At 63.3% G+C, this 23,330-nt stretch carries 26 protein-coding genes; 13 read left to right on the plus strand and 13 right to left on the minus strand.

Annotation, left to right across the window (positions count from 1 at the left end):
• Positions 1–7: 7 nt before the first annotated feature.
• Positions 8–190 carry a hypothetical protein gene (locus ACVWZA_RS15460; RefSeq protein ID WP_457312146.1) on the plus strand — a complete coding sequence of 61 codons (183 nt, stop codon included), beginning with the start codon at positions 8–10 and terminating at the stop codon, positions 188–190.
• Here the strand turns inward: ACVWZA_RS15460 and ACVWZA_RS15465 are convergent.
• The 4 genes from ACVWZA_RS15465 to ACVWZA_RS15480 all read right to left on the minus strand — a co-directional run bounded on the left by ACVWZA_RS15465 (position 187) and on the right by ACVWZA_RS15480 (position 5,848).
• Entirely contained in the window at positions 187–816 is a 630-nt protein-coding gene (locus ACVWZA_RS15465) for a response regulator transcription factor (protein ID WP_457312147.1), read from the minus strand. The two genes, ACVWZA_RS15460 and ACVWZA_RS15465, sit on opposite strands and share 4 nt — an antisense overlap.
• Positions 806–2,335 carry a PAS domain-containing sensor histidine kinase gene (locus tag ACVWZA_RS15470; RefSeq protein ID WP_457312148.1) on the minus strand — a complete coding sequence of 510 codons (1,530 nt, stop codon included), beginning with the start codon at positions 2,333–2,335 and terminating at the stop codon, positions 806–808. The genes ACVWZA_RS15465 and ACVWZA_RS15470 overlap by 11 nt, the downstream gene beginning before the upstream one ends.
• Before the next feature lie 61 nt (positions 2,336–2,396).
• Positions 2,397–3,452 carry an acetate/propionate family kinase gene (locus tag ACVWZA_RS15475; protein ID WP_457312149.1) on the minus strand — a complete coding sequence of 352 codons (1,056 nt, stop codon included), beginning with the start codon at positions 3,450–3,452 and terminating at the stop codon, positions 2,397–2,399.
• Complete coding sequence (locus ACVWZA_RS15480) at positions 3,449–5,848, minus strand: phosphoketolase family protein (protein WP_457312150.1); 2,400 nt, start codon at positions 5,846–5,848, stop codon at positions 3,449–3,451. Before ACVWZA_RS15480 ends, ACVWZA_RS15475 begins: the two co-directional genes overlap by 4 nt.
• Before the next feature lie 172 nt (positions 5,849–6,020).
• Here ACVWZA_RS15480 and ACVWZA_RS15485 point away from each other — a divergent pair, with 172 nt between their 5' ends.
• Together ACVWZA_RS15485 and ACVWZA_RS15490 are read left to right on the plus strand one after the other, a co-directional pair.
• A complete protein-coding gene (locus ACVWZA_RS15485) occupies positions 6,021–6,743 on the plus strand; it encodes an alternative oxidase (RefSeq protein WP_457312151.1) in 723 nt (240 codons plus the stop codon).
• A gap of 46 nt (positions 6,744–6,789) precedes the next feature.
• Positions 6,790–7,467 (plus strand): NAD(P)H-dependent oxidoreductase, encoded by a 678-nt coding sequence (locus ACVWZA_RS15490; protein WP_457312152.1) that lies wholly within the window; start codon positions 6,790–6,792, stop codon positions 7,465–7,467.
• Positions 7,468–7,613: 146 nt separating this feature from the next.
• Here the strand turns inward: ACVWZA_RS15490 and ACVWZA_RS15495 are convergent, their stop codons facing one another.
• Positions 7,614–9,356, minus strand: coding sequence for a DUF885 domain-containing protein (locus ACVWZA_RS15495; RefSeq protein ID WP_457312153.1), 1,743 nt, complete (start codon positions 9,354–9,356; stop codon positions 7,614–7,616).
• 126 nt (positions 9,357–9,482) lie between these two features.
• On the opposite strand from ACVWZA_RS15495, the gene ACVWZA_RS15500 reads away from it, so the two are divergent.
• A complete protein-coding gene (locus tag ACVWZA_RS15500; protein ID WP_457312154.1) occupies positions 9,483–10,355 on the plus strand; it encodes an alpha/beta fold hydrolase in 873 nt (290 codons plus the stop codon).
• A gap of 244 nt (positions 10,356–10,599) precedes the next feature.
• Here the strand turns inward: ACVWZA_RS15500 and ACVWZA_RS15505 are convergent, their stop codons facing one another.
• The gene (locus ACVWZA_RS15505; RefSeq protein ID WP_457312155.1) at positions 10,600–10,914 is read right to left on the minus strand and encodes an FtsB family cell division protein; all 315 of its coding nucleotides are present in this window, start codon (positions 10,912–10,914) and stop codon (positions 10,600–10,602) included.
• Between the two features lie 64 nt (positions 10,915–10,978).
• A complete protein-coding gene (gene eno / locus ACVWZA_RS15510) occupies positions 10,979–12,256 on the minus strand; it encodes a phosphopyruvate hydratase (RefSeq protein WP_457312156.1) in 1,278 nt (425 codons plus the stop codon).
• 313 nt (positions 12,257–12,569) lie between these two features.
• Between eno and ACVWZA_RS15515 the strand changes: the two genes are divergently transcribed.
• The 5 genes from ACVWZA_RS15515 (at position 12,570) to ACVWZA_RS15535 (ending at position 14,499) form a co-directional block, all read left to right on the plus strand.
• Positions 12,570–13,019: a hypothetical protein gene (locus ACVWZA_RS15515; RefSeq protein ID WP_457312157.1), complete on the plus strand. Its 450-nt coding sequence runs from the start codon at positions 12,570–12,572 to the stop codon at positions 13,017–13,019.
• A 19-nt stretch (positions 13,020–13,038) separates the two neighbouring features.
• Positions 13,039–13,392 carry a phage holin family protein gene (locus ACVWZA_RS15520; protein WP_457312158.1) on the plus strand — a complete coding sequence of 118 codons (354 nt, stop codon included), beginning with the start codon at positions 13,039–13,041 and terminating at the stop codon, positions 13,390–13,392.
• The gene (locus ACVWZA_RS15525) at positions 13,389–13,775 is read left to right on the plus strand and encodes a DUF3618 domain-containing protein (RefSeq protein ID WP_457312159.1); all 387 of its coding nucleotides are present in this window, start codon (positions 13,389–13,391) and stop codon (positions 13,773–13,775) included. The genes ACVWZA_RS15520 and ACVWZA_RS15525 overlap by 4 nt, the downstream gene beginning before the upstream one ends.
• A complete protein-coding gene (locus tag ACVWZA_RS15530; protein WP_457312160.1) occupies positions 13,772–14,206 on the plus strand; it encodes a hypothetical protein in 435 nt (144 codons plus the stop codon). Before ACVWZA_RS15525 ends, ACVWZA_RS15530 begins: the two co-directional genes overlap by 4 nt.
• A 62-nt stretch (positions 14,207–14,268) precedes the next feature.
• Positions 14,269–14,499 carry a DUF4170 domain-containing protein gene (locus ACVWZA_RS15535; protein WP_457312161.1) on the plus strand — a complete coding sequence of 77 codons (231 nt, stop codon included), beginning with the start codon at positions 14,269–14,271 and terminating at the stop codon, positions 14,497–14,499.
• A gap of 4 nt (positions 14,500–14,503) precedes the next feature.
• Here the strand turns inward: ACVWZA_RS15535 and ACVWZA_RS15540 are convergent, their stop codons facing one another.
• The 3 genes from ACVWZA_RS15540 to carB all read right to left on the minus strand — a co-directional run bounded on the left by ACVWZA_RS15540 (position 14,504) and on the right by carB (position 19,034).
• A complete protein-coding gene (locus tag ACVWZA_RS15540) occupies positions 14,504–15,085 on the minus strand; it encodes a rhomboid family intramembrane serine protease (RefSeq protein WP_457312162.1) in 582 nt (193 codons plus the stop codon).
• Positions 15,086–15,138: 53 nt separating this feature from the next.
• Entirely contained in the window at positions 15,139–15,615 is a 477-nt protein-coding gene (greA, locus tag ACVWZA_RS15545) for a transcription elongation factor GreA (protein WP_034161200.1), read from the minus strand.
• An 83-nt stretch (positions 15,616–15,698) separates the two neighbouring features.
• A complete protein-coding gene (carB, locus tag ACVWZA_RS15550) occupies positions 15,699–19,034 on the minus strand; it encodes a carbamoyl-phosphate synthase large subunit (protein ID WP_457312163.1) in 3,336 nt (1,111 codons plus the stop codon).
• A 344-nt stretch (positions 19,035–19,378) separates the two neighbouring features.
• On the opposite strand from carB, the gene ACVWZA_RS15555 reads away from it, so the two are divergent.
• The gene (locus ACVWZA_RS15555; RefSeq protein WP_183113147.1) at positions 19,379–19,654 is read left to right on the plus strand and encodes a FitA-like ribbon-helix-helix domain-containing protein; all 276 of its coding nucleotides are present in this window, start codon (positions 19,379–19,381) and stop codon (positions 19,652–19,654) included.
• On the plus strand, positions 19,644–20,054 hold the full coding sequence (locus tag ACVWZA_RS15560; protein ID WP_457312164.1) for a PIN domain-containing protein: 411 nt from the start codon (positions 19,644–19,646) through the stop codon (positions 20,052–20,054). Before ACVWZA_RS15555 ends, ACVWZA_RS15560 begins: the two co-directional genes overlap by 11 nt.
• An 84-nt stretch (positions 20,055–20,138) precedes the next feature.
• Here ACVWZA_RS15560 and ACVWZA_RS15565 read toward each other — a convergent pair whose 3' ends face one another.
• The 3 genes from ACVWZA_RS15565 to carA are packed head-to-tail and all read right to left on the minus strand — an operon-like array spanning position 20,139 to position 22,293.
• Positions 20,139–20,657, minus strand: coding sequence for a hypothetical protein (locus tag ACVWZA_RS15565; protein ID WP_457312165.1), 519 nt, complete (start codon positions 20,655–20,657; stop codon positions 20,139–20,141).
• Entirely contained in the window at positions 20,657–21,007 is a 351-nt protein-coding gene (locus tag ACVWZA_RS15570) for a hypothetical protein (protein WP_457312166.1), read from the minus strand. Before ACVWZA_RS15570 ends, ACVWZA_RS15565 begins: the two co-directional genes overlap by 1 nt.
• Entirely contained in the window at positions 21,004–22,293 is a 1,290-nt protein-coding gene (carA, locus tag ACVWZA_RS15575; protein ID WP_457312167.1) for a glutamine-hydrolyzing carbamoyl-phosphate synthase small subunit, read from the minus strand. Before carA ends, ACVWZA_RS15570 begins: the two co-directional genes overlap by 4 nt.
• Positions 22,294–22,422: 129 nt before the next feature.
• On the opposite strand from carA, the gene ACVWZA_RS15580 reads away from it, so the two are divergent.
• Together ACVWZA_RS15580 and ACVWZA_RS15585 are read left to right on the plus strand one after the other, a co-directional pair.
• Complete coding sequence (locus tag ACVWZA_RS15580) at positions 22,423–22,875, plus strand: GatB/YqeY domain-containing protein (RefSeq protein WP_457312168.1); 453 nt, start codon at positions 22,423–22,425, stop codon at positions 22,873–22,875.
• Entirely contained in the window at positions 22,876–23,328 is a 453-nt protein-coding gene (locus ACVWZA_RS15585) for an endonuclease domain-containing protein (protein ID WP_457312169.1), read from the plus strand. It begins immediately after the preceding gene.
• Positions 23,329–23,330: the final 2 nt, after the last annotated feature.

The raw sequence follows: 23,330 nt of genomic DNA on the forward strand, positions 1-23,330 counted from the left end.
GGTCGCCATGCCGAAGCGTCATAATGAAATCGTCTATCTCGAAACCCGCCTTGCCAGGACGCTACGTCAGGCCGAACATTCTTCGGGCGAATGCGGTCGCGCGTCGCATGAAGGATTGGCCGATCTTTATCGTTCGCAATTAGCCAAACTGCGCGAAAACGCGGAGGCGCCAAACCAAGCGCTCGTCTAGTCGCCGGTCGGTGGCCCGCCGAAACCAGCGATGAACGCTATGCGCAACACGTCGGAAATGCTGCGTACACCGAGCTTGTGCGTCAGGTTCGATCGATGGACTTCCACGGTACGGGTGGCGATGCCGAGCTTGTAAGCGGTGATCTTGTTCGCCTGTCCGCGCACCATACCGTCAAGCACCTCACGCTCGCGCGGCGTCAGTACAGCGAGGCGCAGGGTGGCCGCGGCGGCATCCATCTGCCCGGTCTGTGCGGCGCCGAGCCGCTCGAATGCTTCCTCCACGGCACGCAGCAAGGTGGCCTTCTCGAACGGCTTTTCGAGAAAGTCGACCGCGCCGGCCTTGATCGCCCGCACCGACAGGGCAATGTCGCCATGGCCGGTCAGCATCACGATCGGCAGGGCGATGCCACGCTCGCCGAGCAATCGTTGCACCTCCAGCCCGTCGAGTTCGGGCATGCGGATGTCGAGCAGCACGCAGCCCGGCTCAACCATGGCGGCAACCGCGAGGAAAGCGACGCCGGATGCATAGGTTTCGACCCGGAACCCGCTCATGCGCAGCAGGAAACTGGCGGAACGGCGAATGGCGTCTTCGTCGTCGATCAGATGGATAAGGCGCTCATCCGCCATCGATATCCTCCAGATCCGCGCGCAGGAGCGTGAAGTGGAATTCGGTGCCGTCGTCCGGCAGCGCATTCGCCCAGATCACGCCGCCATGCGCTTCGACGATCGTGCGGCAGATCGACAGGCCCAACCCCATGCCCTCCGGCTTGCTCGAGGCAAATGCCTGGAACAGCCGATCGGCGACGCCGGGCGCGATACCGCCGCCGGTGTCGGCGATCGTCACCTGCATATAATCGTCGGCGGCACGCGTCGCGATCGTCAGGATACGGCGTGGGCTGTCCGCCATCGCCTGGATCGCATTACGGATGAGGTTGACCAGCACCTGCTGGATCTGGACGCGGTCGGCCCGGACCATCGTATCCGCGTTGGAATATTCCGTCACCACCCGGATTCCGGCGGCGCGCGCGCCGATCAGCGCAAGCTGCGCGGCTTCCTCGACCATCAGGTTCAGCGGCTCCGACCGCTGGCTGACCGCGCCATGAGCGACGAAATCGCGCAACCGGCGGATAATATGGCCAGCGCGGATCGACTGCGCCGTCGCATCCTCCATCACCTCACGTGCGAGCGCCAATGTTTTGGGCGTCGGATCATCGAGCAGGCCGCGTGCCCCTTCGAGATAGTTGGTGACGGCGGTCAATGGCTGGTTAAGTTCGTGCGCCAGCGTGGAGGCCATCGTGCCCATCGCGCTCAGCCGCGAGACGTGGATCAGTTCGGATTGCAGGTCGTGCAAACGAAGTTCGGTGCGCCGCCGCTCGGTAAGGTCGCGGATGAAGCCGGTGAAGATGCGCCGGTCACCAACCAATGCCTCGCCGACCGCGAGTTCGAGCGGGAATATCTCGCCGTTGCGGCGCAGGCCGGTGACCAATCGCACGCGCCCAATCACCTTGCGTTCCCCGCCGCCCATGTAATCGGCGAGATAGCCGTCATGCCGGCCACGATCCGGTTCGGGCATCAGCACCGATACGTTGCGACCGATCACATCCGCTTCGACATGGCCGAACAGGCGCTCCGCCGCCGCGCTGAACGAGGATATGGTGCCGGCTTCGTCGATGATGATCATCGCGTCGGGCACGGTTTCCAGGATGGAGCGCAGATGCTCTTCACGCCGTGCCAGTTCGGCCTCCGCCGACTTCTGTTCGGTAATGTCGCGCACGACCTTGCCGAACCCGCGCAACGCTCCTGCCTCGTCATACAATGCCGTCATCGTTACGCTGGCGAAGAATTCCGAGCCGTCGCGGCGCACACGCCAACTTTCCTCCTCCAGCCTGCCCTCGGCAGCGGCGCGCGCCAGATCGGCTGCGGGTTTGTCTGCCGCGATATCCCGCAGTTGATAGAAGACGGAGAAATGCCGCCCGACGATCTCGGCCTGGGTCCAGCCCTTGATGCGCTCCGCACCCCGGTTCCAGATCGTCACATGCCCTTGTGGATCGAGCATGTAGATCGCGTAGTTGGTCGCCCCGTCGATCAACAGACCGAGCTCCTCCGCCAGGATGCCGGGGTTCAGGGGGATCGCGCGAATCCTCATATCAGGCGATGCAGCGCAGCGCCGGTCGATCGCGTATCACCTCCACACCTGGAAATGCCTATCAAATCGACGATCGGCGCGCCTCCGCACGCAGCACGGCACGAGCGTCGGACGCGATCCTGTGCCCCTCTTGCGCCGGCATCACGCGCACGACGACCGCCGCGGGATCGGCGTCGCTGGCGGCGGGCACGCCCGCCCAGGCAAGGTCGCGGCAGATATCGGCCCGGGCCTCCGCGTCATTCTCGCCGATTCCACCGGTGAAGACGATCATATCCGCCCCGCCGAGCACCGCCATCATGGCGGCGATCTGTTTTGCCACCGATCGGCAGAAGATGGCGATCGCTAGCTTCGCGTCGTCGCCCGCCGCCGCGCGCAATTCGCGGATATCGCCGGATATGCCCGATATGCCGCCCATCCCAGATTGGCGATCGATCAGCGCCTCCAGCGCGATCGCATCCAGCCCCTGCTCGCGCATCAGGTATAACAACACACCCGGATCGAGATCGCCGGTGCGCGTTGCCATTACGACCCCGCCCGACGGGGTCAGGCCCATGCTGGTGTCGATCGATCGGCCATCCCGCACGGCCGTGACGCTGGCGCCGCTGCCGAGATGCGCGATGATCAGCCGCGCCGGGCGCTCCGCCCCGAGCTGATCGAGGATCGACTGGCAGGACAGGCCATGAAAACCGTAGCGACGGATGCCGGATGCACGGAGCGTCCTGGGCATCGGCAGCGTCGCTGCGATATCGGGGAGGCCGGCATGAAAACCGGTGTCGAAGCATGCGATATGCGGCCGGTCCCGCCAACGTACCTGCGCGGCCGCGATCAAGGCGAGCGATGCGGGGCCGTGCAGCGGCGCGAAGGCGGTGGCACGTTCAAGGCGGGTGATGATCCCGGCATCGATCAGGACGGGGGCGAACAGGTCCGGCCCGCCATGCACGATGCGGTGGCCGACCGCGTCCGGCCGATTGTCGCCCAGCGCATCGGCGATCGTGTCGAGTGTCGTGTCGGCAGGGTCGGCTTCGCCGGCCGCGACTTGCTTCGTCGTGCCCGATCCGACGTCATACAGCCCGAACTTTAGCGACGACGATCCCTCATTCAGCGTCAGGACCTTCATCGTTTCCAGCGCCAGTCGTTGATCTCCGGCAGATCGTCGCCATGCTCGGCGATGTACAGTTTGTGGCGTTCGATCGCGGTCCAATATTGCGCGCGGGCATTGGGGATCAGGTGGCGCAGCCGCGGCACGCGTTCGACCGCATCGAGCGCCAGCCGATAACGATCGAGGTCGTTGAGCACGACCATGTCGAACGGCGTGGTCGTGGTCCCTTCCTCCTTGAACCCGCGAACATGGATATTGGCATGGTTGGGCCGTTTATAGGTCAGCTTGTGGACCAGCGACGGATAGCCGTGAAACGCGAAGATCACCGGGCGGTCGACCGTGAACAACGCCTCGAACGCGCGATCGTCAAGTCCGTGCGGGTGTTCGGATTGCGGCTGCAGCACCATCAGGTCGACCACGTTGACGACGCGGATACGGATATTGGGGATGTTTTCGCGCAGGAGCATCACCGCCGCCATCGTCTCCAGCGTCGGCACGTCGCCGGCACAGGCCATCACCACATCGGGCTCGCCGGCATCGCTCGCGAAATCCCACACGCCGGCGCCTGCGGTACAATGGCGCACCGCATCGTCGATGCCGAGCCATTGCCATTCGGGCTGCTTGCCCGCGACGATGACGTTCACGTAATTGCGGCTGCGCAGGCAATGGTCCGCGACCGACAACAGGCAATTGGCATCGGGCGGCAGATAGATCCGCGCCACGCCCGCCGTCTTGTTGGCGACATGATCGATGAAGCCCGGATCCTGATGCGACAGCCCGTTATGATCCTGGCGCCAGACATGCGACGTCAGCAGATAGTTAAGCGACGCGATCGGCCGCCGCCACGGGATTCCCGCCGAAACCTTCAGCCATTTGGCGTGCTGGTTGAGCATCGAATCGACGATGTGGACGAACGCCTCATAACAAGAGAACAACCCGTGCCGCCCGGTGAGCAGATACCCCTCCAGCCAGCCCTGGCAGAGATGCTCGCTGAGCACCTCCATGACGCGGCCATCGCGATCGAGATGCTCGTCCACCGCCTCGGTTTCCGCCACCCACGCCTTGCCGGTCACGCCGTACACCGCCTGCAAGCGGTTCGACGCGGTCTCGTCGGGGCCGAACAGCCGGAAGTTCGCGGCGTCGAGGTTGAGCGCCATGACGTCGCGCAGGTAGTTGCCCAGCACCGCGGTGGCCGCCGCCTTCACGCCGCCCGCCACAGGGACGCTCACCGCTTGATCGCGAAAGTCGGGCAGCGCCAGCGGTACGAGCAGCGCACCGCCATTGGCGCGCGGGTTCGACCCCATCCGCCGGTGCCCGGTCGGCGCTAGCGAAGCATAATCCTCGCGGAACTTGCCGTCGGCATCGAACAACTCCTCCGCGCGGTAACTGAGCAGCCATTGCTCGAGCTGGCGGAGATGTTCGGGATCGGCGAAGTCGGCGATCGGCACCTGATGCGCGCGCCATGTGCCCTCGACGGGCTTGCCATCAACGATCTTCGGCCCGGTCCAGCCCTTTGGCGTTTCGAGCACGATCATCGGCCAGCGCGGCCGTCCGCTTTCCGGCGTGCCGTCCCGCGCGGCGGCCTGGATCGTCCGAATCCGCTCGATCACCGTGTCGAGCGTCGCCGCGAGCGACTGGTGCACGATATCCGGATCGTCGCCGGCGACGAAGAACGGTTCGTGCCCATAACCGTGCATCAGCTCAGTCAACTCCTCGCGCCCGATGCGCGCAAGCACGGTCGGATTGGCGATCTTGAAGCCGTTGAGGTGCAGGATCGGCAGCACCGCGCCGTCCCGCGCGGGATTGAGGAACTTGTTGCTGTGCCAGCTCGCCGCGAGCGCGCCCGTCTCGGCCTCGCCATCGCCGATGACGCAGGCGACGATCAGGTCCGGATTGTCGAACGCCGCGCCATACGCATGAGCGAGCGAATACCCCAGTTCGCCGCCTTCATGGATCGACCCGGGGGTTTCCGGGGCGACGTGGCTCGGGATACCCCCCGGCCAGGAGAATTGCCGGAACAGCCGATCCATGCCGCCCCGGCTGCGCTCGATCGCGGGATAGACTTCGGTGTACGACCCCTCGAGATAGGTGTTCGCGACGATACCCGGCCCGCCATGGCCCGGGCCGATGACCGCGATCATGTCGAGATCATGTTCGACAATCAGCCGGTTGAGATGGACGTAGAGCAGGTTGAGCCCCGGAGTCGTGCCCCAATGACCGAGCAGCCGGGTCTTCACATCGCCGATCTCCAGCGGGCGATCGAGCAGCGGGTTGGCTCGCAGGTATATCTGCCCGACCGAGAGATAATTCGCTGCGCGCCAATAACCGTGCATCCGCCGCAGCATGTCGGGCGACAGCGGGCCGGCGGCGCTTTTTCCAGGCCACTCGATCGCGGCCATCATCATGTCGGTCATATCGGCGTCCCGTCGATAGTGGGTGAACCTCGGCCATAGGCGGCTCGCGCGCCGGCGATCAGCGTCGGAAACTACGCAGGCGGCGGCACACTCTACGTATTTCCCGTCGCTGCCCGCACTGCCGCTCTCACCCTAGGGATGCCCTCGTCCGAACAGTGGAAAGACAGCTCGCATGGTCAACACCGTCCTCAAGCCCGACGCCCTGGCGCTCGCCACCGAACGCCAGGCGCAGCCCGTCGTACATCATGAACCAAAGGGTTTTTCCGACCGCTTTGCGCTTGGCTTCACCAAGCTCCTCCGGTTCAGCGCCGACACGTTTTTCGCCAAGCGCTACGGCCACCGCGCGATCGTGCTGGAAACCGTCGCGGCGGTGCCCGGGATGGTCGGCGCGATGTTCACTCATCTCAAATGCCTGCGCCGGATGCGCGACGATCAGGGCTGGATCCGCACCCTGATGGAAGAAGCGGAGAATGAGCGCATGCATTTGATGACGTTCATCGAGATCGCCAAGCCGACCTGGTTCGAGCGCACGGTGATCCTGCTGGTGCAGGGCGTGTTCCTGATCGGCTTTTCGATCCTCTACCTGCTTTCCGCACGGACCGCGCACCGCGTCGTCGGCTATTTCGAGGAAGAGGCGGTGACCAGCTACACTCTGTACCTGAAGGAAATCGACGAGGGCCGGTCACCCAATGTGCCGGCACCGGCGATCGCGCGGCATTACTGGAAGATGGCCGACGACGCGACGCTACGCGATGTCGTGCTGCTGGTACGCGATGACGAGGCGCATCACCGCGACGTCAATCACGGCTTTGCCAGTACCATCGCCGGCACGCCGATCGATCGGGCCAACGCGCCCTATCCGCCGCATGCCACCGAACTCGCGGTGGGCGGCTGAGCCTGGGTGGCCCGTGCCGCAACCGTCCGATGACTGGAGAATGACAATGAATCGCAACTCGTCGACTGCCGACCATTCACCGCGCCACGTCATCGTCATCGGCCATCCCGTGCCCGGCAGCTTCAACCACGCCATCGCCGACCGCTATTGCAGGAGCGTGCGGGACGCGGGGCAGGAAGCGGTGGTCCGCGATCTCTATGCGATTGATTTCGATCCGCGCCTGCGTGGCAATCGCTTTCCCGAACATCACACCCCGTTGTCGATGGACGTCGCGCAAGAACTGGGCCTTTTGCGGGAAGCCGATGCTATCGTGTTCGTCTATCCGATCTGGTTCGGCATGCCGCCGGCGATGATCAAGGGCTATGTCGACCGGGTGATGGGCGCTGGATTGACGCCGGCGTCGATCAGTCACCAAATTCCGGATTCGATTCTGGCGGGCAAAAGTTTCGCGACCTTTTCGACATCGGCCATGTCCAGCGCCTGGCTGGACGAACATGGGCAGATGGAAGCGGTCAGAAAGGCCTTCGACCAGTATCTGATCGCCGTGTTCGGCATGATCGATGCGGGGCACGAGCATTTCGGGTCGCTCACATCCGATCCGGAAGATGGCCTGGCGCAACACTATCTCACTCAGGTCGAACAGCGTGCCCGCGCGACATGCGTTGAGCTTTCCGCCAAGCGTCGTGCCGATCAGGCGCGATTGATCCTCGCAACATCGGACTGAAACAATCACCGATGATATACGAGCGGTGCCTATTCGGTCCTGCGCGAGGCCTGGCGTCGTCATCGCGACGCCAGGCTCCGATCTAATTTATGCGCGGCCCGATCGTCGGCGGTCCGGTTTAGCAAACCGCCAATCCCCCGCGAGCGTCAGAATACCGCCTTGGCGGTCGGCTCGCCCATCATCGCCTGACGCACCAGCGGGATCGGTGGCCCGCCATATTTCAGGAACTCGTCGTGGAACGCCTTCCACGCCTTGCGCCCGCCGCGCGTCGCGACCCAATCGTCACGTAGCTTGCGGATCAGCAGCTTGCCCATCGTGTAGTTGAGATAGGCCGGGTCATACGTGCCGCGGGCCGATTGCTGCTTGGCGTTACCCTCATCCTGATAACATTCGTCGACGAACATTTTGCGCGACTGTTCCTGAGTCAGGCCGCGCGCATGCAACCCGATCGCCGAGAGATAGCGGCAATTGCGCAGCAGCGCGTTGGACAGCTGGCCGACATGCGTCTCCGGCCCATTCCGACCGGGGCCATTATTGAGGCCGGCGTCCCACATCATCTCCTCGGCATAGTGCGCCCACCCCTCGGCAAAGGCATATCCGACGAACAGCCGCCCGAAGAGTGACGGCGAGGCATTGGCGTGGCGGAACTGCAGGAAATGGCCCGGCATCACTTCGTGGACCGAGGTGAAGAGCAGATCCATCTTGCCCGGCACGAAGCCGTCCTGCTCGGCCTTGGTCCAGCTCGGATCGGGCGGCGAGATATAATAGATCGACGGAATGCCCTTCTCGAACGGCCCCGGGGGGTCGATATAGGCGGAGTTCTGCCGGTTATAGGGCGGGCTTTCCTCGACCAGAGCCTGTTCGTTGTCGGGGATCGAGACGATGTCCTTCTCGATCACGAACGCTTTCAGCAGCGGGATTTGCTTGCGCGCCTCGGCGACCGGCCCGCCTTCGGGCTTGTTGGCATTCATCTTCGCCATGCACGCGACGATCGTCGCATCCGGCGCGAACTCGGCACAGGCGGCCTTCAACGCATCCTGGTTGCGCTTGAGGTCGGCGCGGCCGGCCGCCTCGAGCCGATCGAGCGGGACATCGACGCCTTCGGTCATCTTGACCATGCGCGAGAATTTGTCGGCGCCGAGTGCGAAGTCCTGCGTCGCGCTGCCTTTCTGCCCTTCGAGCCAGCCGGCCAGATCCTTCATCGATTTCGACGCCGCACCGGCGACCTGATCGAACTCGTCCTGAAGTGCGGGACTCTGCACCCCGGCAAAGGCCTTTTTGGCGTCATCGGTATAATAACCGGCAAAACCGTTGAAACCGGCGACCCCATAGTTGAGATAGCTGAGCGGCATCGGCGCCTTCAGGTTCGCACGGATATTGGCCGCCGCTCCAGGTATTTGGCGCAGGAACTTGATCATCGCTTTCATGCGTGTCGGCGCATCGGCATAGTTGCGCGCGATATAGACATTGGGGTCGAGACCACCGCCGACATACCAGGCCGGATTGGTGTGCGGTTGGTCCGCATCCTCCAGCCAGAATAATTTCCCTGCCGCCACGCCGACCAGATAGTCGCGTTCGAAGGCGTCCTGCTTGGTCATCTTCGCCGTGTCGAAGGCCCGCGCCTTGACGATCGCGTCGCGCAGGAAATCGCCCTGGCGTTTCAGGCCGGCGGCACTCCAGTCGGCCAGCCCGCCATCGAAATCATGCCGCCCCTGATAGACCGCATTGCCCGGATCGATCTTGAACCAGCCCTCGACGAACGCGTCGCGAAAACCCGCCCAGTTGGTGGTCGGCAGTGCCGCCTCGGTCGTCGTGTTGGTCACGGTCGTCGACGGCGAACACGCCACCAGCGCCAGCACCGCGATGCCGGCCAGCAATGTCAAACGCATGGAAATCCTCTCGATTCGCTTATGGCTATGATGCTGGCAGGTTGGCGCGCGCCGCGCCAGCCCGGGCGGAACTGCCCGTGGAGCGGCTCGTTCAGGATGCTCCATCCGCATACCCGGAGAGCTCCCATGCCCTATATCAAGACCCGCGACGGCACCGACCTCTACGTCAAGGATTGGGGCAGCGGCCGTCCCGTCATACTGATCCATGGCTGGCCGCTCTCGGCCGACAGCTGGGACGCGCAGGCGCTGGCCCTGGCCGAATCCGGCTTTCGCGCGATCGCCTATGACCGGCGCGGTTTTGGGCGTTCGGGTCAACCCTGGAGCGGTTATGACTACGACACGTTGAGCGATGACCTTGCCGACGTCATGAAGGAAACCGGCGCGGACAATGATGCGGTGATCATCGGCTTCTCGATGGGGGGCGGAGAGGTCGCGCGCTATATGAGCCGCCATGACGGCAAGGGCGTGGTCGGCGCCGGCCTGATCTCGTCCGTGGTGCCCTATATGCTCAAGACTGACGACAACCCGCACGGCGTGGCCGAGGAACAACTCCAGGCGATCGGCGAGGGCATCGAAAAGGATCGCTACGGTTTCTTCGCCGGCTTCTTCAAGCAGTTCTACGGTGTCGGCATCGTCTCGCACCCGGTCGGCGCGGAACAGCTGCAATGGGCGCAAAACGTCGCGATGCAGGCCGGGCTACGGGGCGTGCTGCAATGCGCCAATGCCTTTGGCCATACCGATTTCCGCGGCGATCTGGCGGCATTCCGCGTACCGACATTGATCGTCCATGGTACTGGCGACACGACCGTGCCGATCGACGCCACCGGCCGCGAAGCCGCCAAGGGTATCGCTGGATCGCAACTGGTCGAATATGACGGCGCCCCGCACGGCCTGACCGTGACCGAGAGCGACCGCTTCACCAACGACCTGCTGACCTTTCTCGGGGCGAAAGGCGCGGCGCGGGTCACGCAGCATGAGGCGAGCCTGATCGATAGCTGATCGGCTTACGGATACGAGCGGTCGGCTGATGCCAGCCGACCGCTCAATCTCTTGAATCAAAAGCGCTTCCCCGCAGAAAGCCGGGGTCCAGTATGGAAGGTCAATGCAAACGCGCGTTACAGCCGATAATTGCAGTGGCCCGAAATTTCAGCACCACGACTTGGCGCCGGCCTTCGCCGGGGAAGGCGCGACACAAGACCGCTCGAACACCGCGCCGTTGCGCGAAAGTCGCCAACACTGAAGGCTACGGGGCCATCGGCAGGATGATATCGTCGGGGTGCGCGACGTTCAGTTTCTTGCGCACCAGCTCATCGACCATGTCCGGGTCGGCCTTGTTCGGGTCGAGCAGGTTGACCCGGTTCTGCCACTCAGCCCGCTTTTGCTTGAGCGCGGCGAGTTCGACATCGCGCTTGCCCAACTGACGCTTGATATCGCCATAAGCGCGCGCGCCATTGGGGCCGAGCACAGCGTAGATCCCGAACACCGTCATCACGATCAATAGAACCGCCGGGCCAATGGCCCGGCGGAGCATGAGGCGTAAGGGAGAACGCTTTGTCATTGCGTGATTCTTACTCCACGCGACTCGGCGATCAAGCTTTAATTTACCATGTTTGGTTCATTGCCTAGCCGCGCAACACGTCGCGCCCGGCATAGCGGCCGGCGTCGCCCAGTTCCTCCTCGATGCGGATCAGCTGGTTATACTTGGCCAACCGGTCGGAGCGCGCGAGGCTGCCAGTCTTGATCTGTCCGCAATTGGTCGCGACCGCGAGGTCCGCGATGGTCGAATCCTCGGTCTCGCCCGAGCGGTGCGACATCACCGCGGTATAGCCAGCACGATTGGCCATCGAGACTGCCTCCAGCGTCTCGGTCAGCGTGCCGATCTGGTTGACCTTGACCAGCAACGAATTTGCCAGGCCGTCGGCAATTCCCTGCTTCAAACGCTTCGGGTTGGTGACGAACAGATCGTCACCAACCAGCTGCACCTTCTTGCCGACCAGGTCGGTGAGCACTTTCCAGCCTTCGAAATCATCCTCGGCCATGCCGTCCTCGATCGAAAAGATAGGGTAGCGGCGGGTCAGATCGGCGAGATATTCCGCCATCTCGTGGCTCGACAGGATCTTGTTCTCGCCCGAGATATCGTACTTGCCGTTCTTGAAGAACTCGGTCGCGGCGCAATCGAGCGCGATCATCACATCGTCGCCCGGCGTATAGCCTGCCTGCTCGATCGACTTCATGATGAAATCGAGCGCATCGCTGGTGCTGGCGATGTTCGGCGCAAAGCCGCCCTCATCGCCAACAGAAGTGGCAAGGCCCTTGTCGTGCAGGCCTTTCTTCAGCGTGTGGAAAATCTCCGAACCACAACGCACCGCTTCGAATAGCGAATCCGCGCCGACCGGCACGATCATGAATTCCTGGAAATCAATCGGATTACCGGCGTGTTCGCCGCCATTGATGATGTTCATCATCGGCACCGGCAGGACATGCGCCGCGACACCGCCGACATAGCGATAAAGCGGCAGGCCGCGCGCATCCGCCGCCGCCTTGGCGGTCGCGAGGCTGACGCCGAGGATCGCATTGGCGCCAAGCCGCGCCTTGTTGGGCGTGCCGTCCAGTTCGATCATCGCGCGATCGACATCCGCCTGGTCCTCGGCATCGATGCCGAGCACCACCGATGCGATCTCTGAATTGACCGCGTCGACCGCTGCCTGAACGCCCTTGCCGAGCCAGCGGCTCTTGTCGCCGTCGCGCTTTTCGACCGCCTCATGCGCGCCGGTCGACGCGCCCGAGGGCACCGCCGCGCGGCCGAAGCTGCCGTCCTCGAGCATGACATCGACTTCGACCGTCGGGTTGCCGCGGCTGTCGATGATCTGACGGGCGTGAATGTCGATGATTGCGGTCACGGAACGATCCTTCTAATCGTGGGCGGGCACCAAAGTTGCGGTGAATTCGGGCCGAGCCTCTATCGGCTAACGGCGCATGCGGCAATTCGCAGGTGGCCGATGGAACCGGAAGCCGGTCTTGCCGGTTGATTGCAACGACACTCGAGAAAGGGTTCACATGGCCGAAGATGCTCCAAAAGCTCCGAAGCCGGCCAAGCCGGTGAAGAAGGCCGCCACCAGCGCCACGCCGAGGAAAGCGCTCAACGGCGCACCATCGGTTGACGCGAGACCGAACCCCAAGCCGAAGCCCGCAAAACCTCTGAAAGGTCCCACCTTGGATACCACCACCATCGAAAACCCCGCCAACGCCAAGCCGGCGACGGACGCCATTCCGATTTCGGCCCAGGCGCTGAAGGACGGCGCAGCGAAGTTCACCAAGGACGCAGGCACCAGAGCGCGTGGCTATGCCGAGGATGGCAAGGCGCGCGCGGGCGGCGCGCTCGACGAATTGTCGAAGATGATGAACGATGCGGCCGGCACGGTCGATGAAAAGCTCGGCGCGCAATATGGTCAATATGCGCGCTCCGCCGCCGAGGCGGTATCGGGCTTTTCCGAATCTCTGAAGTCGAAGGGGATCGACGACCTGATCTCCGATGCCCGAGGCTTTGTGAAGAAAAGCCCGGCGATCGCAATCGGAACTGCGGCGGCGGTCGGCTTCGTGCTCGTCCGACTGATCAAGTCGGGCCTCGATGCAGCGGATCGCACGACCGACGACAAAGCCTAGTTCCAGGTTCGGGGGTAATATGGACGATCAACCGTCGCCCGACGATCACAGCATTGCGGCGCTGTTCTCGCGGTTGATCGACGATGCCGAGCGCTTTGTGAGGTCCGAAATCCGGCTTTATCGCGCGCAATTGTTCGATCGCATCGGCGACGCCAAGGCCGCGATTCTGCTTGGCGTGACCGCCTTCCTTGTCGCGCAGAGCGCGTTTATCGCACTGTTCGTGGGGCTGGTGTTGATCCTGTGGCGCGCGATCGGCCCGGCCTGGGCGATCATCATCGTCATCGGATCGGGCCTCATGATCGCCGGGGTGCTGGTCAAGATCGCGATCGACAAGATTCGCACGGTCACCGCGATCAAGGACCATGTAGAATGAGCGCGGAGAATAATCCGGACGAACCCGATCTCGACTTCGCCAAGGCGTGCTCGATCGAGGCGCGTCGGAGGCTCGCCGGTACGCTGGTCGAATTGCAGGCACGGCTCAACCCCAGGGTGCTGGCGCGCGAAGCGATGCAGGAGTTAAAGGAAACCGGCCAGGAAATGGCGCGTGAAGGCCTGGAGGCGGCGAAACGCCATCCGCTGACCCTTGCCGGCGCAGCGACGGCGGTCGGCATCTTCCTGGCGCGCAAACCGCTGTCGAAGCTGATCAGCGAACTGGGCGACGCCTCATCCGAAGCGGGCAGCGATGCAACCCCTGCCCCACCAACGAGTTTGACCAATGAACGGGCCAGCGCCCGTGGCAAGAGGACCAAGACATGACCGAAGCGACCGCAAGCCATGCCGCAAAGCCCGTGAAGCGCAGCGCGATGGAGAAAACCTATGACAAGGCGGCCAAGGCGCTGAAGAAAAGCCGTAAGAGCGCGATCGACACCGTGCGCAACACGGCCGACAGTCTCCAGTCCAATCCCGTAGCGGTGCTCGCCGGCGGCATCGCGCTGGGTGCCGTTCTCGGTGCGCTGCTGCCACGCAGCGAGCGCGAGGGTCAGTTGCTCGCGCCGGTGGGCAAGCGCATCGCCGACAGCACTGGTGCCGCGGCCAAGGCGGCACGCGACGCCGGCAAGGCCGAACTCGATTCGCTCGGCCTGAACAAAAATGCGGCGCGCGATCAAGCCGGCAAGCTGCTCGGCGGCGTGATCAAGGCGCTGGCCACCGCCGGTGCGGCGGCGGCGAAGACCACCAAGAAGGATTAACCCTTCAACAGGCCGCAACCACTCTCTAAGGACATGCGCGACTCCTTCCCCGGGAAACGCATATGAGCAAACTCCACCTCGTCTTCGGCGGCCGCGTCAGCGACCCGCGCACTCTCGACTTCGACGATCTCGACTCGATCGAGATCGTCGGCATGTTTCAGGACTATGCCAGCGCCGAAAAGGCGTGGCGCGCGGCCGCGCAACGCACGGTCGATGATGCCGGCATGAAGTTCGTAGTGGTCCACCTTCATCGCCTGCTAGAACCCGACCTGCTGGCGCCGCCAGCAGCCTGAGGATTCAGGCCTTGCGATACTGCCAGGCGAGCAATGGCCTGGCCAGCGCGACGCCAGCGACCAGCCCACCGATCGGCTCGACGATCGAGACCGACATCTCGAAACTCTGCCCGACGATTTGGAAGATGATCTGGATCGCCAGCCATACGCCGGCGAGGATCGCGATCTGGATCGAGCGGCTATGCCCCTGCGCGATCGGGATCACGCGCGGCACGCCGTAAAGCATGAAATAAGCGCCAAGCACCGCGAACAACGCCGGTTCCAGCCCGGCGCTGGGCAGCAGCGAGTTCGGCGTCAGAATCAGCCGCGCGAGCGCCCCACCATAGGCGCCGGCCAGGAAAACGATGCCCAGCCCGACCGGCCGGATCGCCTTTTCGACGAAACGACCGGCGATCAACAGAAAGATCAGGTTGAAGATCGGCGACACGAAATCGCGCGCGAGAAAGGCCGAGGCGAGCGGTGACAGCCACGACCAGAACGGATCGTCGCGCCACGCGCCGGCCAGGAACAGCTGCGGGCTGAAGCCGAACGTCGCCGACGCCGCAAGCAGACCGAACAAGGCCGCGGACAATAGCAGCAGGAACACCGACAGCGCGACCAGCGCGTCGGTGAAGCGTCCGCGAGGAAGATCGATCCCGTTCAGATGAATTCGATCTTCGACACGACGTACCAGCGGTCGCCCGAGGGGACGGTCACTTCGACCTCTTCATCAACCTTGCGGCCGATCAACCCACGGCCGAGCGGCGAATTGTACGAAATCCGGCCGCCCTTGGCATCCGCCTCGGTCTGGCCGACGATCTGATATTTTACCGGCTTCTCGTCCTCGTCGAGCAGGGTGACGGTCGCGCCGAACACGACCTTGTCGCCCGACAATTCCTTCGGATCGATCACCTGCGCACGGGACAATTTGTCCTCGATATCGCTGATCGACGCCTCTATCTGGCCCTGCCGCTCCTTGGCGGCATGATATTCGGCGTTTTCGGAAAGGTCGCCATGGGCGCGCGCTTCCTCGATCGCATCGACGATCTGCGGGCGTTCCGCCTTGAGCCGTTTCAGGTCCGCATTGAGCTTCTCATAGCCTTCTTGCAGCATCGGCATTTTTTCGACGGTCGCCATCCCTTACAGTCCTTCGTCTTCGAAAAATTCCCCGTTGGCCGACCCTAGAGGGGCCTGCCCGCACGTTGTTGTCATGTGGGGAATTAGTTGTGCGAGTGCGAATAATAGGATTGCAGCGGCCTTACTTCAAGGTCGTGCGTTGCAAGTGCCGCAATCGCCTGTGCCGCTTCGACACTGGCGGGTGCGGTGGTGAAGTGCGGAATCTTCTGCACCAGCGCCGCGGCGCGGATCGGTTGCGAGTCTTTCAGCGACTGCCAGCCCTCGGTGGTGTTGAATACAAGGTCGATCCCGCCGTCCTTCATCCGGTCGACGATGTGCGGCCGGCCTTGCGCAACCTTGTTGATGCGTTCGACCGGCACGCCGTTCGCTTCGAGGAAACTGGCAGTCCCGTCAGTCGCGACGATCTTGAAACCAAGCTCGGCCAACTGCTTTGCGCCGGGCAGGATAACCGATTTGTCGCTTGGCTTTACGCTCACGAATACCGTGCCCGAACGCGGCAGCACGGTCCCCGCGCCGAGTTCGGCCTTGGCAAAGGCGATCGAGAAATTGCTATCGATTCCCATAACTTCGCCGGTCGACTTCATTTCCGGTGAGAGTACCGGATCGACCCCGGGGAAACGATTGAACGGGAATACCGCTTCCTTGACCGCATAATAATCGATGTGGCGATCGATCTTCGGCAAGCCGGCAAGCTTCTCCCCCGCCATCACCCGCGCGGCGATCTTGGCGACCGGCGCCCCGATCGCCTTGGCGACGAACGGCACCGTGCGGCTGGCGCGCGGATTGACCTCGATCAGATAGACCAGCCCGTCCTTGACCGCGAACTGGATGTTCATCAGCCCCACCACCGACAGCGCATGCGCCAGCGCGACGGTCTGGCGCTCGATCTCGGCGATGATCGCGTCGGACAGGCTGTAGGGCGGAATCGAGCAGGCGCTGTCGCCCGAATGGACCCCGGCCTCCTCGATATGCTGGAGCACGCCGGCGACCGTCACGTCGGTCCCGTCGCAAATCGCGTCGACATCGACCTCGATCGCATCACGCAGATACTGGTCGATCAGCACCGGCGAATCGCCCGATACCTGAACCGCGGTCTGGATATAGTCGTCGAGCTGCCCGGGCGAATCGACAATCTCCATCGCCCGCCCGCCAAGCACATAGCTTGGCCGCATCAGCACCGGATAGCCGATGCGTTCGGCGACCGCGATCGCCTCGTCGCGGCTGCGCGCCATGCCGTTGGCGGGCTGCAACAGGCCGAGCCTGGTGACCAGCGCGGAGAAACGCTCGCGATCCTCGGCCAGATCGATCGCATCGGGACTGGTCCCGAGGATCGGGATGCCTGCCGCTTCGAGCGCGCGCGCCAGATTGAGCGGCGTCTGCCCGCCGAACTGGACGATCACGCCGACCAGCTCGCCATTCTGCTGCTCGACATGGAGGATTTCGAGCACATCCTCGGCGGTCAGCGGTTCGAAATACAGTCGGTCGGACGTGTCGTAATCGGTCGACACCGTCTCCGGGTTGCAGTTGACCATGATCGTTTCATAACCCGCCTCTTCCAGTGCGAAGCAGGCGTGGCAGCAGCAATAGTCGAACTCGATCCCCTGCCCGATCCGGTTCGGCCCGCCGCCGAGGATGACGATCTTCTTGCGGTCGCTCGGCTGGCTTTCGCACTCCGGCTCGCCAAAGCTCGGCGCTTCGTAGGTCGAGTACATGTACGGCGTCTTGGCGTCGAACTCCGCCGCGCAGGTGTCGATCCGCTTGAACACCGGGCGAACGCCGAGCTTGTGGCGCAGGCTGCGCACCTCATCCTCGGTCACGCCGCCGGTCATCGCCTTGACAGCTTCATGGATCAGCCCCGACCCGCGGGCGATGCCACGCGCGCTGCCGCCGCGCAAATTGGCCGATTGCAGCGCGAGATAAGCAAGGCGCTTGTCACTGAACCCCATCGATTTGAGCTTGCGCATGCCCGCCGCATCCTGCGGCAGACCGTTCGAGCAGACCGTATTTTCCGCCGCGATGATCTCGGCGATGCGTTCCAAGAACCATGGATCGTATTTGGCGATCGCGTGGACCTCGGCAACGGTGAAGCCTTCACGCAAGGCCTGGGCCGCGACCAGCAGCCGGTCCGGCGTTGCCCGCGCCAGTGCAGCCTCGATTTCCGCACGTGGCGCGCCCTGCAGCGCCTCGATCATGTTGAAGCCGCTCAGGCCCGTCTCAAGGCCGCGCAGCGCCTTCTGCATCGATTCATGGATGTTGCGGCCGATCGCCATCACTTCGCCGACCGATTTCATCGCGGTCGACAGGATCGGTTCGGCGCCCTTGAACTTCTCGAACGCGAAGCGCGGGATCTTGGTCACGACATAATCGATCGTCGGTTCGAACGATGCCGGGGTCGCGCTGGTGATGTCGTTGGTGATCTCGTCGAGCGTGTACCCCACCGCGAGCTTCGCAGCGACCTTGGCGATCGGGAAGCCGGTCGCCTTGGAGGCAAGCGCGGACGAGCGCGACACGCGCGGGTTCATCTCGATCACGATCAGGCGGCCGTCCTTCGGATTGACCGCGAACTGCACGTTCGAGCCGCCGGTCTCGACGCCGATCTCACGCAGGCACGCGATGCTCGCGTTGCGCATGATCTGATATTCCTTGTCGGTCAGCGTCAGCGCCGGCGCGACGGTGATGGAATCGCCGGTATGGACGCCCATCGGGTCGATATTCTCGATTGAACAGATGATGATGCAATTGTCGTTGCGGTCGCGCACGACCTCCATCTCATATTCCTTCCAACCAAGGAGGGACTCCTCGATCAGCACCTCGTTGGTCGGCGACGCGTCAAGACCCTTGCGGACGATCTCCTCGAATTCTTCGCGATTATAGGCGATGCCGCCACCTGAGCCGCCCATGGTGAAGCTCGGCCGGATGATCGCCGGCAAGCCGGTGCGCTCCAGTCCGGCAAGCGCTTCATCGACCGTATGCGCGATCGCCGAGCGCGCGCTTTCAAGACCGATGCGGTCCATCGCCTCGCGGAATTTCTGCCGATCCTCGGCCTTGTCGATCGCTTCGGCATCGGCACCGATCATCTGCACGCCATATTTTTCCAGCGTGCCGTCGTTGAACAGCGCCAGCGCGGTGTTGAGCGCGGTCTGCCCGCCCATCGTCGGCAGGACCGCATCCGGTCGCTCCTTAGCGATGATCTTGGCGACGATCTCGGGCGTGATCGGCTCGACATAGGTCGCATCGGCGAGCTCGGGATCGGTCATGATCGTCGCCGGGTTCGAATTGACCAGGATGATGCGATAACCCTCCTCGCGCAGCGCCTTGATCGCCTGCGTGCCCGAATAATCGAACTCGCACGCCTGGCCGATCACGATCGGACCGGCGCCAATGACGAGGATGGAGGAGATGTCGGTGCGTTTTGGCATTATCGCGTCTGTTTCTTTGTTTTGTGCCGGGGGGCGAGGTGATCGAGCGTTCTTGCATAGCCGGGAGGCGCCACAAGGTGAATCGCGCCATCGAAGCGCGGAGACCGACGACCGACGGGAGATATGTTACACCGGATTGTGCCACATCTTTTAGCGGAGGCGGCCGAATTCCCGGTCCTATCGCGTGATTTCAATAGGTTGCTAAATATATTGGGGAAGTGCTGTGAAGAAATGCCGAGGCTTTGAGCTATCGTCCGGCCTGGATTCGGTGCATACATTGACTGCAATGCATTCATTGTATGCAGTGTATGCGCTGAACGCAGTTCATGCTGGGAGGACGGGCGATGGGCTTCATTACGGTTCGAAATGTCGATGATGCCGTCAAGGAAAGCATCCGCGTGACGGCCGCCAGGAACGGCCGCTCGATCGAGGCCGAGATCAGGGCGCTGCTCGAGCGGACTTATGCCCCGACGGACGCCGACCGCGCCGCGCGCATTCGGGCGATGTCGGGCGAGGCGTGGGTCGACCATCTGATCGCGATCGCGGACGGCGTCGAACTGCCGCAGCCCGAGCGCAGCGGCAAGGCCACCGAACAGCGCGAGATATTCGGTGCTGATTGATACCAATATCTGGATCGAACTGGCGCGGCGCCGGCCCGAGCCGAAAGTGATCGCGTTCCTGGCCGAGAACAGCGCGCGCTGCTTCCTGTCGACCATCGTGCTTGCCGAAATCGAATATGGCATCGACAGTGCGCCCGACCCGGCGCGCCGCGACCGGCTGATCGGCTTTCTCGACGCTATTCTTGCGCGATGCGGCGACCGTGTCCTCAGTCCGGACATGGCGACCGCGGTGGTGTGGGGAAAGACCAAGGCGGGCCTGGAGGCGATCGGCCAACCCATCGCCGATATCGACCTGCTGATCGCGTCACAGGCCATCGCGGCGGAAATGCCGTTGGTGACCAGGAATGTCTCCGACATGGCGAGGACAGGCGCGGCCATCATCAACCCGTGGGACGATTGATCGACCGCGCGGACGAACGATCGAACGCGCTCGCCTGACCGATCGGGCTGGAATCGACGACAGAGATGGCGGTGCGTGTCGGCATCATGTGCTGCTTTGATCCGCGCTCGTCACGTCACTATCGACCGGTTCCGGCGGATAGACGTTGGGCTGATCGGTCATCAGTTTGTCGACCGCCGCGAAGGCCTCGGCAAAGCCGGCCATCAGCGTCGTCGCGGCGTTCGGATCGATCGGACAGGTCTTGGCGAAATCGGCAAACGCCTCATCGAACTGCTCGCGGACTTCAGCCGCACGGTCGGCCGGGGGGGCGTCGAACTGGAAACCGGAATTATAGCTCAGTCCCTTGCAGCCCTTGAGCGGCTTGAACTCGGCATGGATGCTGCCGCCCGTATTGCTCTCGCTTGGGCGATAGATCAGGTCGATCTGGGGGATGACCTTTTCGATCGTCACCAGCCGGTCGCTGTCGTCGCCCGCCTTGTGGCCCACATCCGCCAGCTTCCAGCCCGCGACCTGGGTGAGGCTGTCCCCGGCCGGCGCGTTCGCGGCCAGGGCGATGCTCGCGCCGATGATCAGGATGGAAGAAAAGGCGATGCGTTTAGGCACTATTTAGTGGCCCACACGCCGGTGGAGTCCCAGGCAAGCTCGACTTCGCTCACTACCCCATCGCTGTCATTCTTAAGCGGCTTCAAAAAACCTGCATTAACAGCGATATTTACACAGCCACGGTCCAGAAAAAGAGCATGTTGGGTCGGCGCTGAGAAATCGATTGGAATGTAATTGCTCTCAAGCTGCTGGCTGATGTCCATAAGATTGCGGTAAAACAGGGCCTGACGCGGCGTGAGTTTTGCTGCCCGAGCTACGTAGCACTCTGCGGCAATGCGCTTGTAGTCCCTACCCTTCTTGCGAAGGACGGTGGGAGATACGGGTATTTCGAGATCCCGATAAAGCATCATTTGGCTATATCCAGCATCCCAACGAACTTCTCGAACAGATACAGGCTGTCCTGCGGACCCGGGCTCGCCTCGGGGTGATATTGCACGCTGAATGCGGGGCGGTCGGTCAGTTCAAAGCCGGCATTGCTGCCGTCGAACAGCGAGACATGCGTCTCGCGCGCGGTTACCGGGAGCGTCTCGCTGATCACCGCGAAGCCGTGGTTCATCGAGGTGATCTCGACTCGCCCAGAATCGGGGCCGTCGCTGAGGCGCTTGACCGGGTGGTTGGCGCCGCGATGGCCCTGGAACATCTTGGTCGTTTCCGCGCCCACCGCGAGACCGAGCAGCTGGTGGCCGAGGCAGATGCCGAACAGCGGAATGCGCGTTTCGAGCAATTGCCGGATCACCGGCACGGCATATTCGCCGGTCGCGGCGGGATCGCCGGGACCGTTCGAGAGGAAGATGCCGTCGGGCTTGAGTGCCATGACCTGATCGAAGGTCGCGGTCGCGGGGAGGACGCTGACCTTGGCGCCGGCGGCGACGAGGTTGCGGTAGATGTTGCGTTTGGCGCCGTAATCTATGGCGACGACATGGGGGCGGTCCTTTGGGGCCTGTTTCTCGATCTCTCGGCCAGGCTCGAGAGAGCCTTCGCTCGAAACGAACGGCTTTCGCATGTCAGCCTCCCCCGCCCCGCTCGTGTCGAGCGAAGTCGAGAGACCGCCGTCCTCATATCCGAAGCCGAGGCGCCAGATGCCGCCTTCCCAGCCATAATGCGTCTGGGTCGTGACTTCGATCGCGAGGTCCATGCCTTCGAGACCGGGCCAGCCGCGCGCCATTTCGAGCAGCTTGGGAATATCGAACTCGCCGCTCGCCGAATGCGCGATCACGCCGTTGGGCGCGCCGCCGGCACGAATGCGGCGAGTCAGCGCGCGGGTGTCGATCCCGGCGAGGCCGATCCGGTCGTGCGTCTTCATCCAGCTGTCGAGCCGCTCGACCGCGCGGAAATTGGACGGTTCGGTCACATCCTCGCGCACGATGATGCCGAGCGCATGCGGGTCGTTCGCCTCGAGGTCCTCGGGGTTGGCGCCGACATTGCCGATATGCGGGAACGTGAAGGTAATGATCTGCCCGGCAAAGGAGGGATCGGTCATCACCTCCTGATATCCGGTCATCGCGGTGTGGAAGCAGACTTCGCCGACCGCGGTCCCTTCCGCACCGAAACCACGGCCCCATGCCACGTCCCCGGACGCGAGGACCAAGACCCCCGTGGCTCCTTCGGGCACAGCAATAGGTTTGGCGTCGGCCATCGTGGCGGGCACTCCAAGTGTTTCAATGTCGCTAAGGGGCGGGAGCTAGAGGTGCGGACCCGATGCGTCAATCTGTTAAAGACATGGCCTTTGGGCTAGGGGTGACGATTGCCTTCGAAGGATGTTAAAATGATTCGCGACGACATCAAGACCGCGCTCGTCACCGCCATGAAGGGCGGGGACAAGGCGGGCACCGCAACGCTGCGCCTGGTCCAGTCGCAGATCAAGAATCGTGACATCGAAGCGCGCGTCGGCAAGGCGCCCGACAGCGACGACGCGCTGGTCGTCGAAGTGCTGCAGAAGATGGTCAAGCAGCGCCGCGAATCGATCGAGATGTTCGTGAAGGGCAACCGTCAGGAACTCGCCGACGCCGAGGCCGCGGAAATCGTGGTGATCGAGGCGTTCCTGCCGCAGCAGATGAGCGAGGCGGAAACGTCCGCGGCGATCGAGGCGATCAAGGCCGAACTGGGTGCCAGCGGCATGAAGGATATGGGTCGAGTGATGGCGGAGCTTAAGGCGCGCCATGCGACGACGCTGGATATGAGCAAGGCGAGTGGACTGGTGAAGGCGGCCTTGTCGTAAATGGAGAAAGACGCCCTTCTTCCTCCCCCCCCGCTTGCGGGAGGGGATCGAGGGGTGGGCCCCCGGTTTCGGCTGGGAAGGCCGACTGCGAGGGCGCGTGACCTGCGCAACAACGCGACGCTGCATGAGCAGATGCTGTGGCAGCAGCTTAAAGGCGGGCGGTTGAACGGTCTGAAATTCAGCCGTCAGATACCGATCGCTGGATATTTCGCCGATTTCGTTTGCCGGTCACACAGGTTGTTCGTCGAGCTCGACGGCAACCAGCATGTCGACGCTTTGGGCCATGATGAAGCACGGACTCGAGCGATCGAGGCCGCAGGCTATCGCGTTATCCGGTTCTGGAACAATGACCTGACGGAGAATATGGACGGTGTTCTGGAAACTATCGTGAACGCGGCGATGGTGGCTGACCGCGAGCCCACCCCCTGCCCCTCCCGCAAGCGGGAGGGGTGAAG

The organism is Sphingomonas sp. UYAg733 (assembly GCF_054057355.1).

What these genes read in the sequence shown, in the direction of transcription:
- ACVWZA_RS15485 (WP_457312151.1), top strand. Translation starts at nt 6,021, where the DNA reads ATGGTCAACACCGTCCTCAAGCCCGACGCCCTGGCGCTCGCCACCGAA.
- ACVWZA_RS15465 (WP_457312147.1), bottom strand. Translation starts at nt 816, where the DNA reads ATGGCGGATGAGCGCCTTATCCATCTGATCGACGACGAAGACGCCATT.
- ACVWZA_RS15555 (WP_183113147.1), top strand. Translation starts at nt 19,379, where the DNA reads ATGGGCTTCATTACGGTTCGAAATGTCGATGATGCCGTCAAGGAAAGC.
- ACVWZA_RS15500 (WP_457312154.1), top strand. Translation starts at nt 9,483, where the DNA reads ATGCCCTATATCAAGACCCGCGACGGCACCGACCTCTACGTCAAGGAT.
- ACVWZA_RS15580 (WP_457312168.1), top strand. Translation starts at nt 22,423, where the DNA reads ATGATTCGCGACGACATCAAGACCGCGCTCGTCACCGCCATGAAGGGC.
- carA (WP_457312167.1), bottom strand. Translation starts at nt 22,293, where the DNA reads ATGGCCGACGCCAAACCTATTGCTGTGCCCGAAGGAGCCACGGGGGTC.
- ACVWZA_RS15505 (WP_457312155.1), bottom strand. Translation starts at nt 10,914, where the DNA reads ATGACAAAGCGTTCTCCCTTACGCCTCATGCTCCGCCGGGCCATTGGC.
- ACVWZA_RS15585 (WP_457312169.1), top strand. Translation starts at nt 22,876, where the DNA reads ATGGAGAAAGACGCCCTTCTTCCTCCCCCCCCGCTTGCGGGAGGGGAT.
- ACVWZA_RS15490 (WP_457312152.1), top strand. Translation starts at nt 6,790, where the DNA reads ATGAATCGCAACTCGTCGACTGCCGACCATTCACCGCGCCACGTCATC.
- ACVWZA_RS15525 (WP_457312159.1), top strand. Translation starts at nt 13,389, where the DNA reads ATGAGCGCGGAGAATAATCCGGACGAACCCGATCTCGACTTCGCCAAG.
- ACVWZA_RS15535 (WP_457312161.1), top strand. Translation starts at nt 14,269, where the DNA reads ATGAGCAAACTCCACCTCGTCTTCGGCGGCCGCGTCAGCGACCCGCGC.
- greA (WP_034161200.1), bottom strand. Translation starts at nt 15,615, where the DNA reads ATGGCGACCGTCGAAAAAATGCCGATGCTGCAAGAAGGCTATGAGAAG.
- ACVWZA_RS15570 (WP_457312166.1), bottom strand. Translation starts at nt 21,007, where the DNA reads ATGATGCTTTATCGGGATCTCGAAATACCCGTATCTCCCACCGTCCTT.
- carB (WP_457312163.1), bottom strand. Translation starts at nt 19,034, where the DNA reads ATGCCAAAACGCACCGACATCTCCTCCATCCTCGTCATTGGCGCCGGT.
- ACVWZA_RS15530 (WP_457312160.1), top strand. Translation starts at nt 13,772, where the DNA reads ATGACCGAAGCGACCGCAAGCCATGCCGCAAAGCCCGTGAAGCGCAGC.
- ACVWZA_RS15495 (WP_457312153.1), bottom strand. Translation starts at nt 9,356, where the DNA reads ATGCGTTTGACATTGCTGGCCGGCATCGCGGTGCTGGCGCTGGTGGCG.
- ACVWZA_RS15480 (WP_457312150.1), bottom strand. Translation starts at nt 5,848, where the DNA reads ATGACCGACATGATGATGGCCGCGATCGAGTGGCCTGGAAAAAGCGCC.
- ACVWZA_RS15475 (WP_457312149.1), bottom strand. Translation starts at nt 3,452, where the DNA reads ATGAAGGTCCTGACGCTGAATGAGGGATCGTCGTCGCTAAAGTTCGGG.
- ACVWZA_RS15460 (WP_457312146.1), top strand. Translation starts at nt 8, where the DNA reads ATGCCGAAGCGTCATAATGAAATCGTCTATCTCGAAACCCGCCTTGCC.
- ACVWZA_RS15470 (WP_457312148.1), bottom strand. Translation starts at nt 2,335, where the DNA reads ATGAGGATTCGCGCGATCCCCCTGAACCCCGGCATCCTGGCGGAGGAG.
- ACVWZA_RS15520 (WP_457312158.1), top strand. Translation starts at nt 13,039, where the DNA reads ATGGACGATCAACCGTCGCCCGACGATCACAGCATTGCGGCGCTGTTC.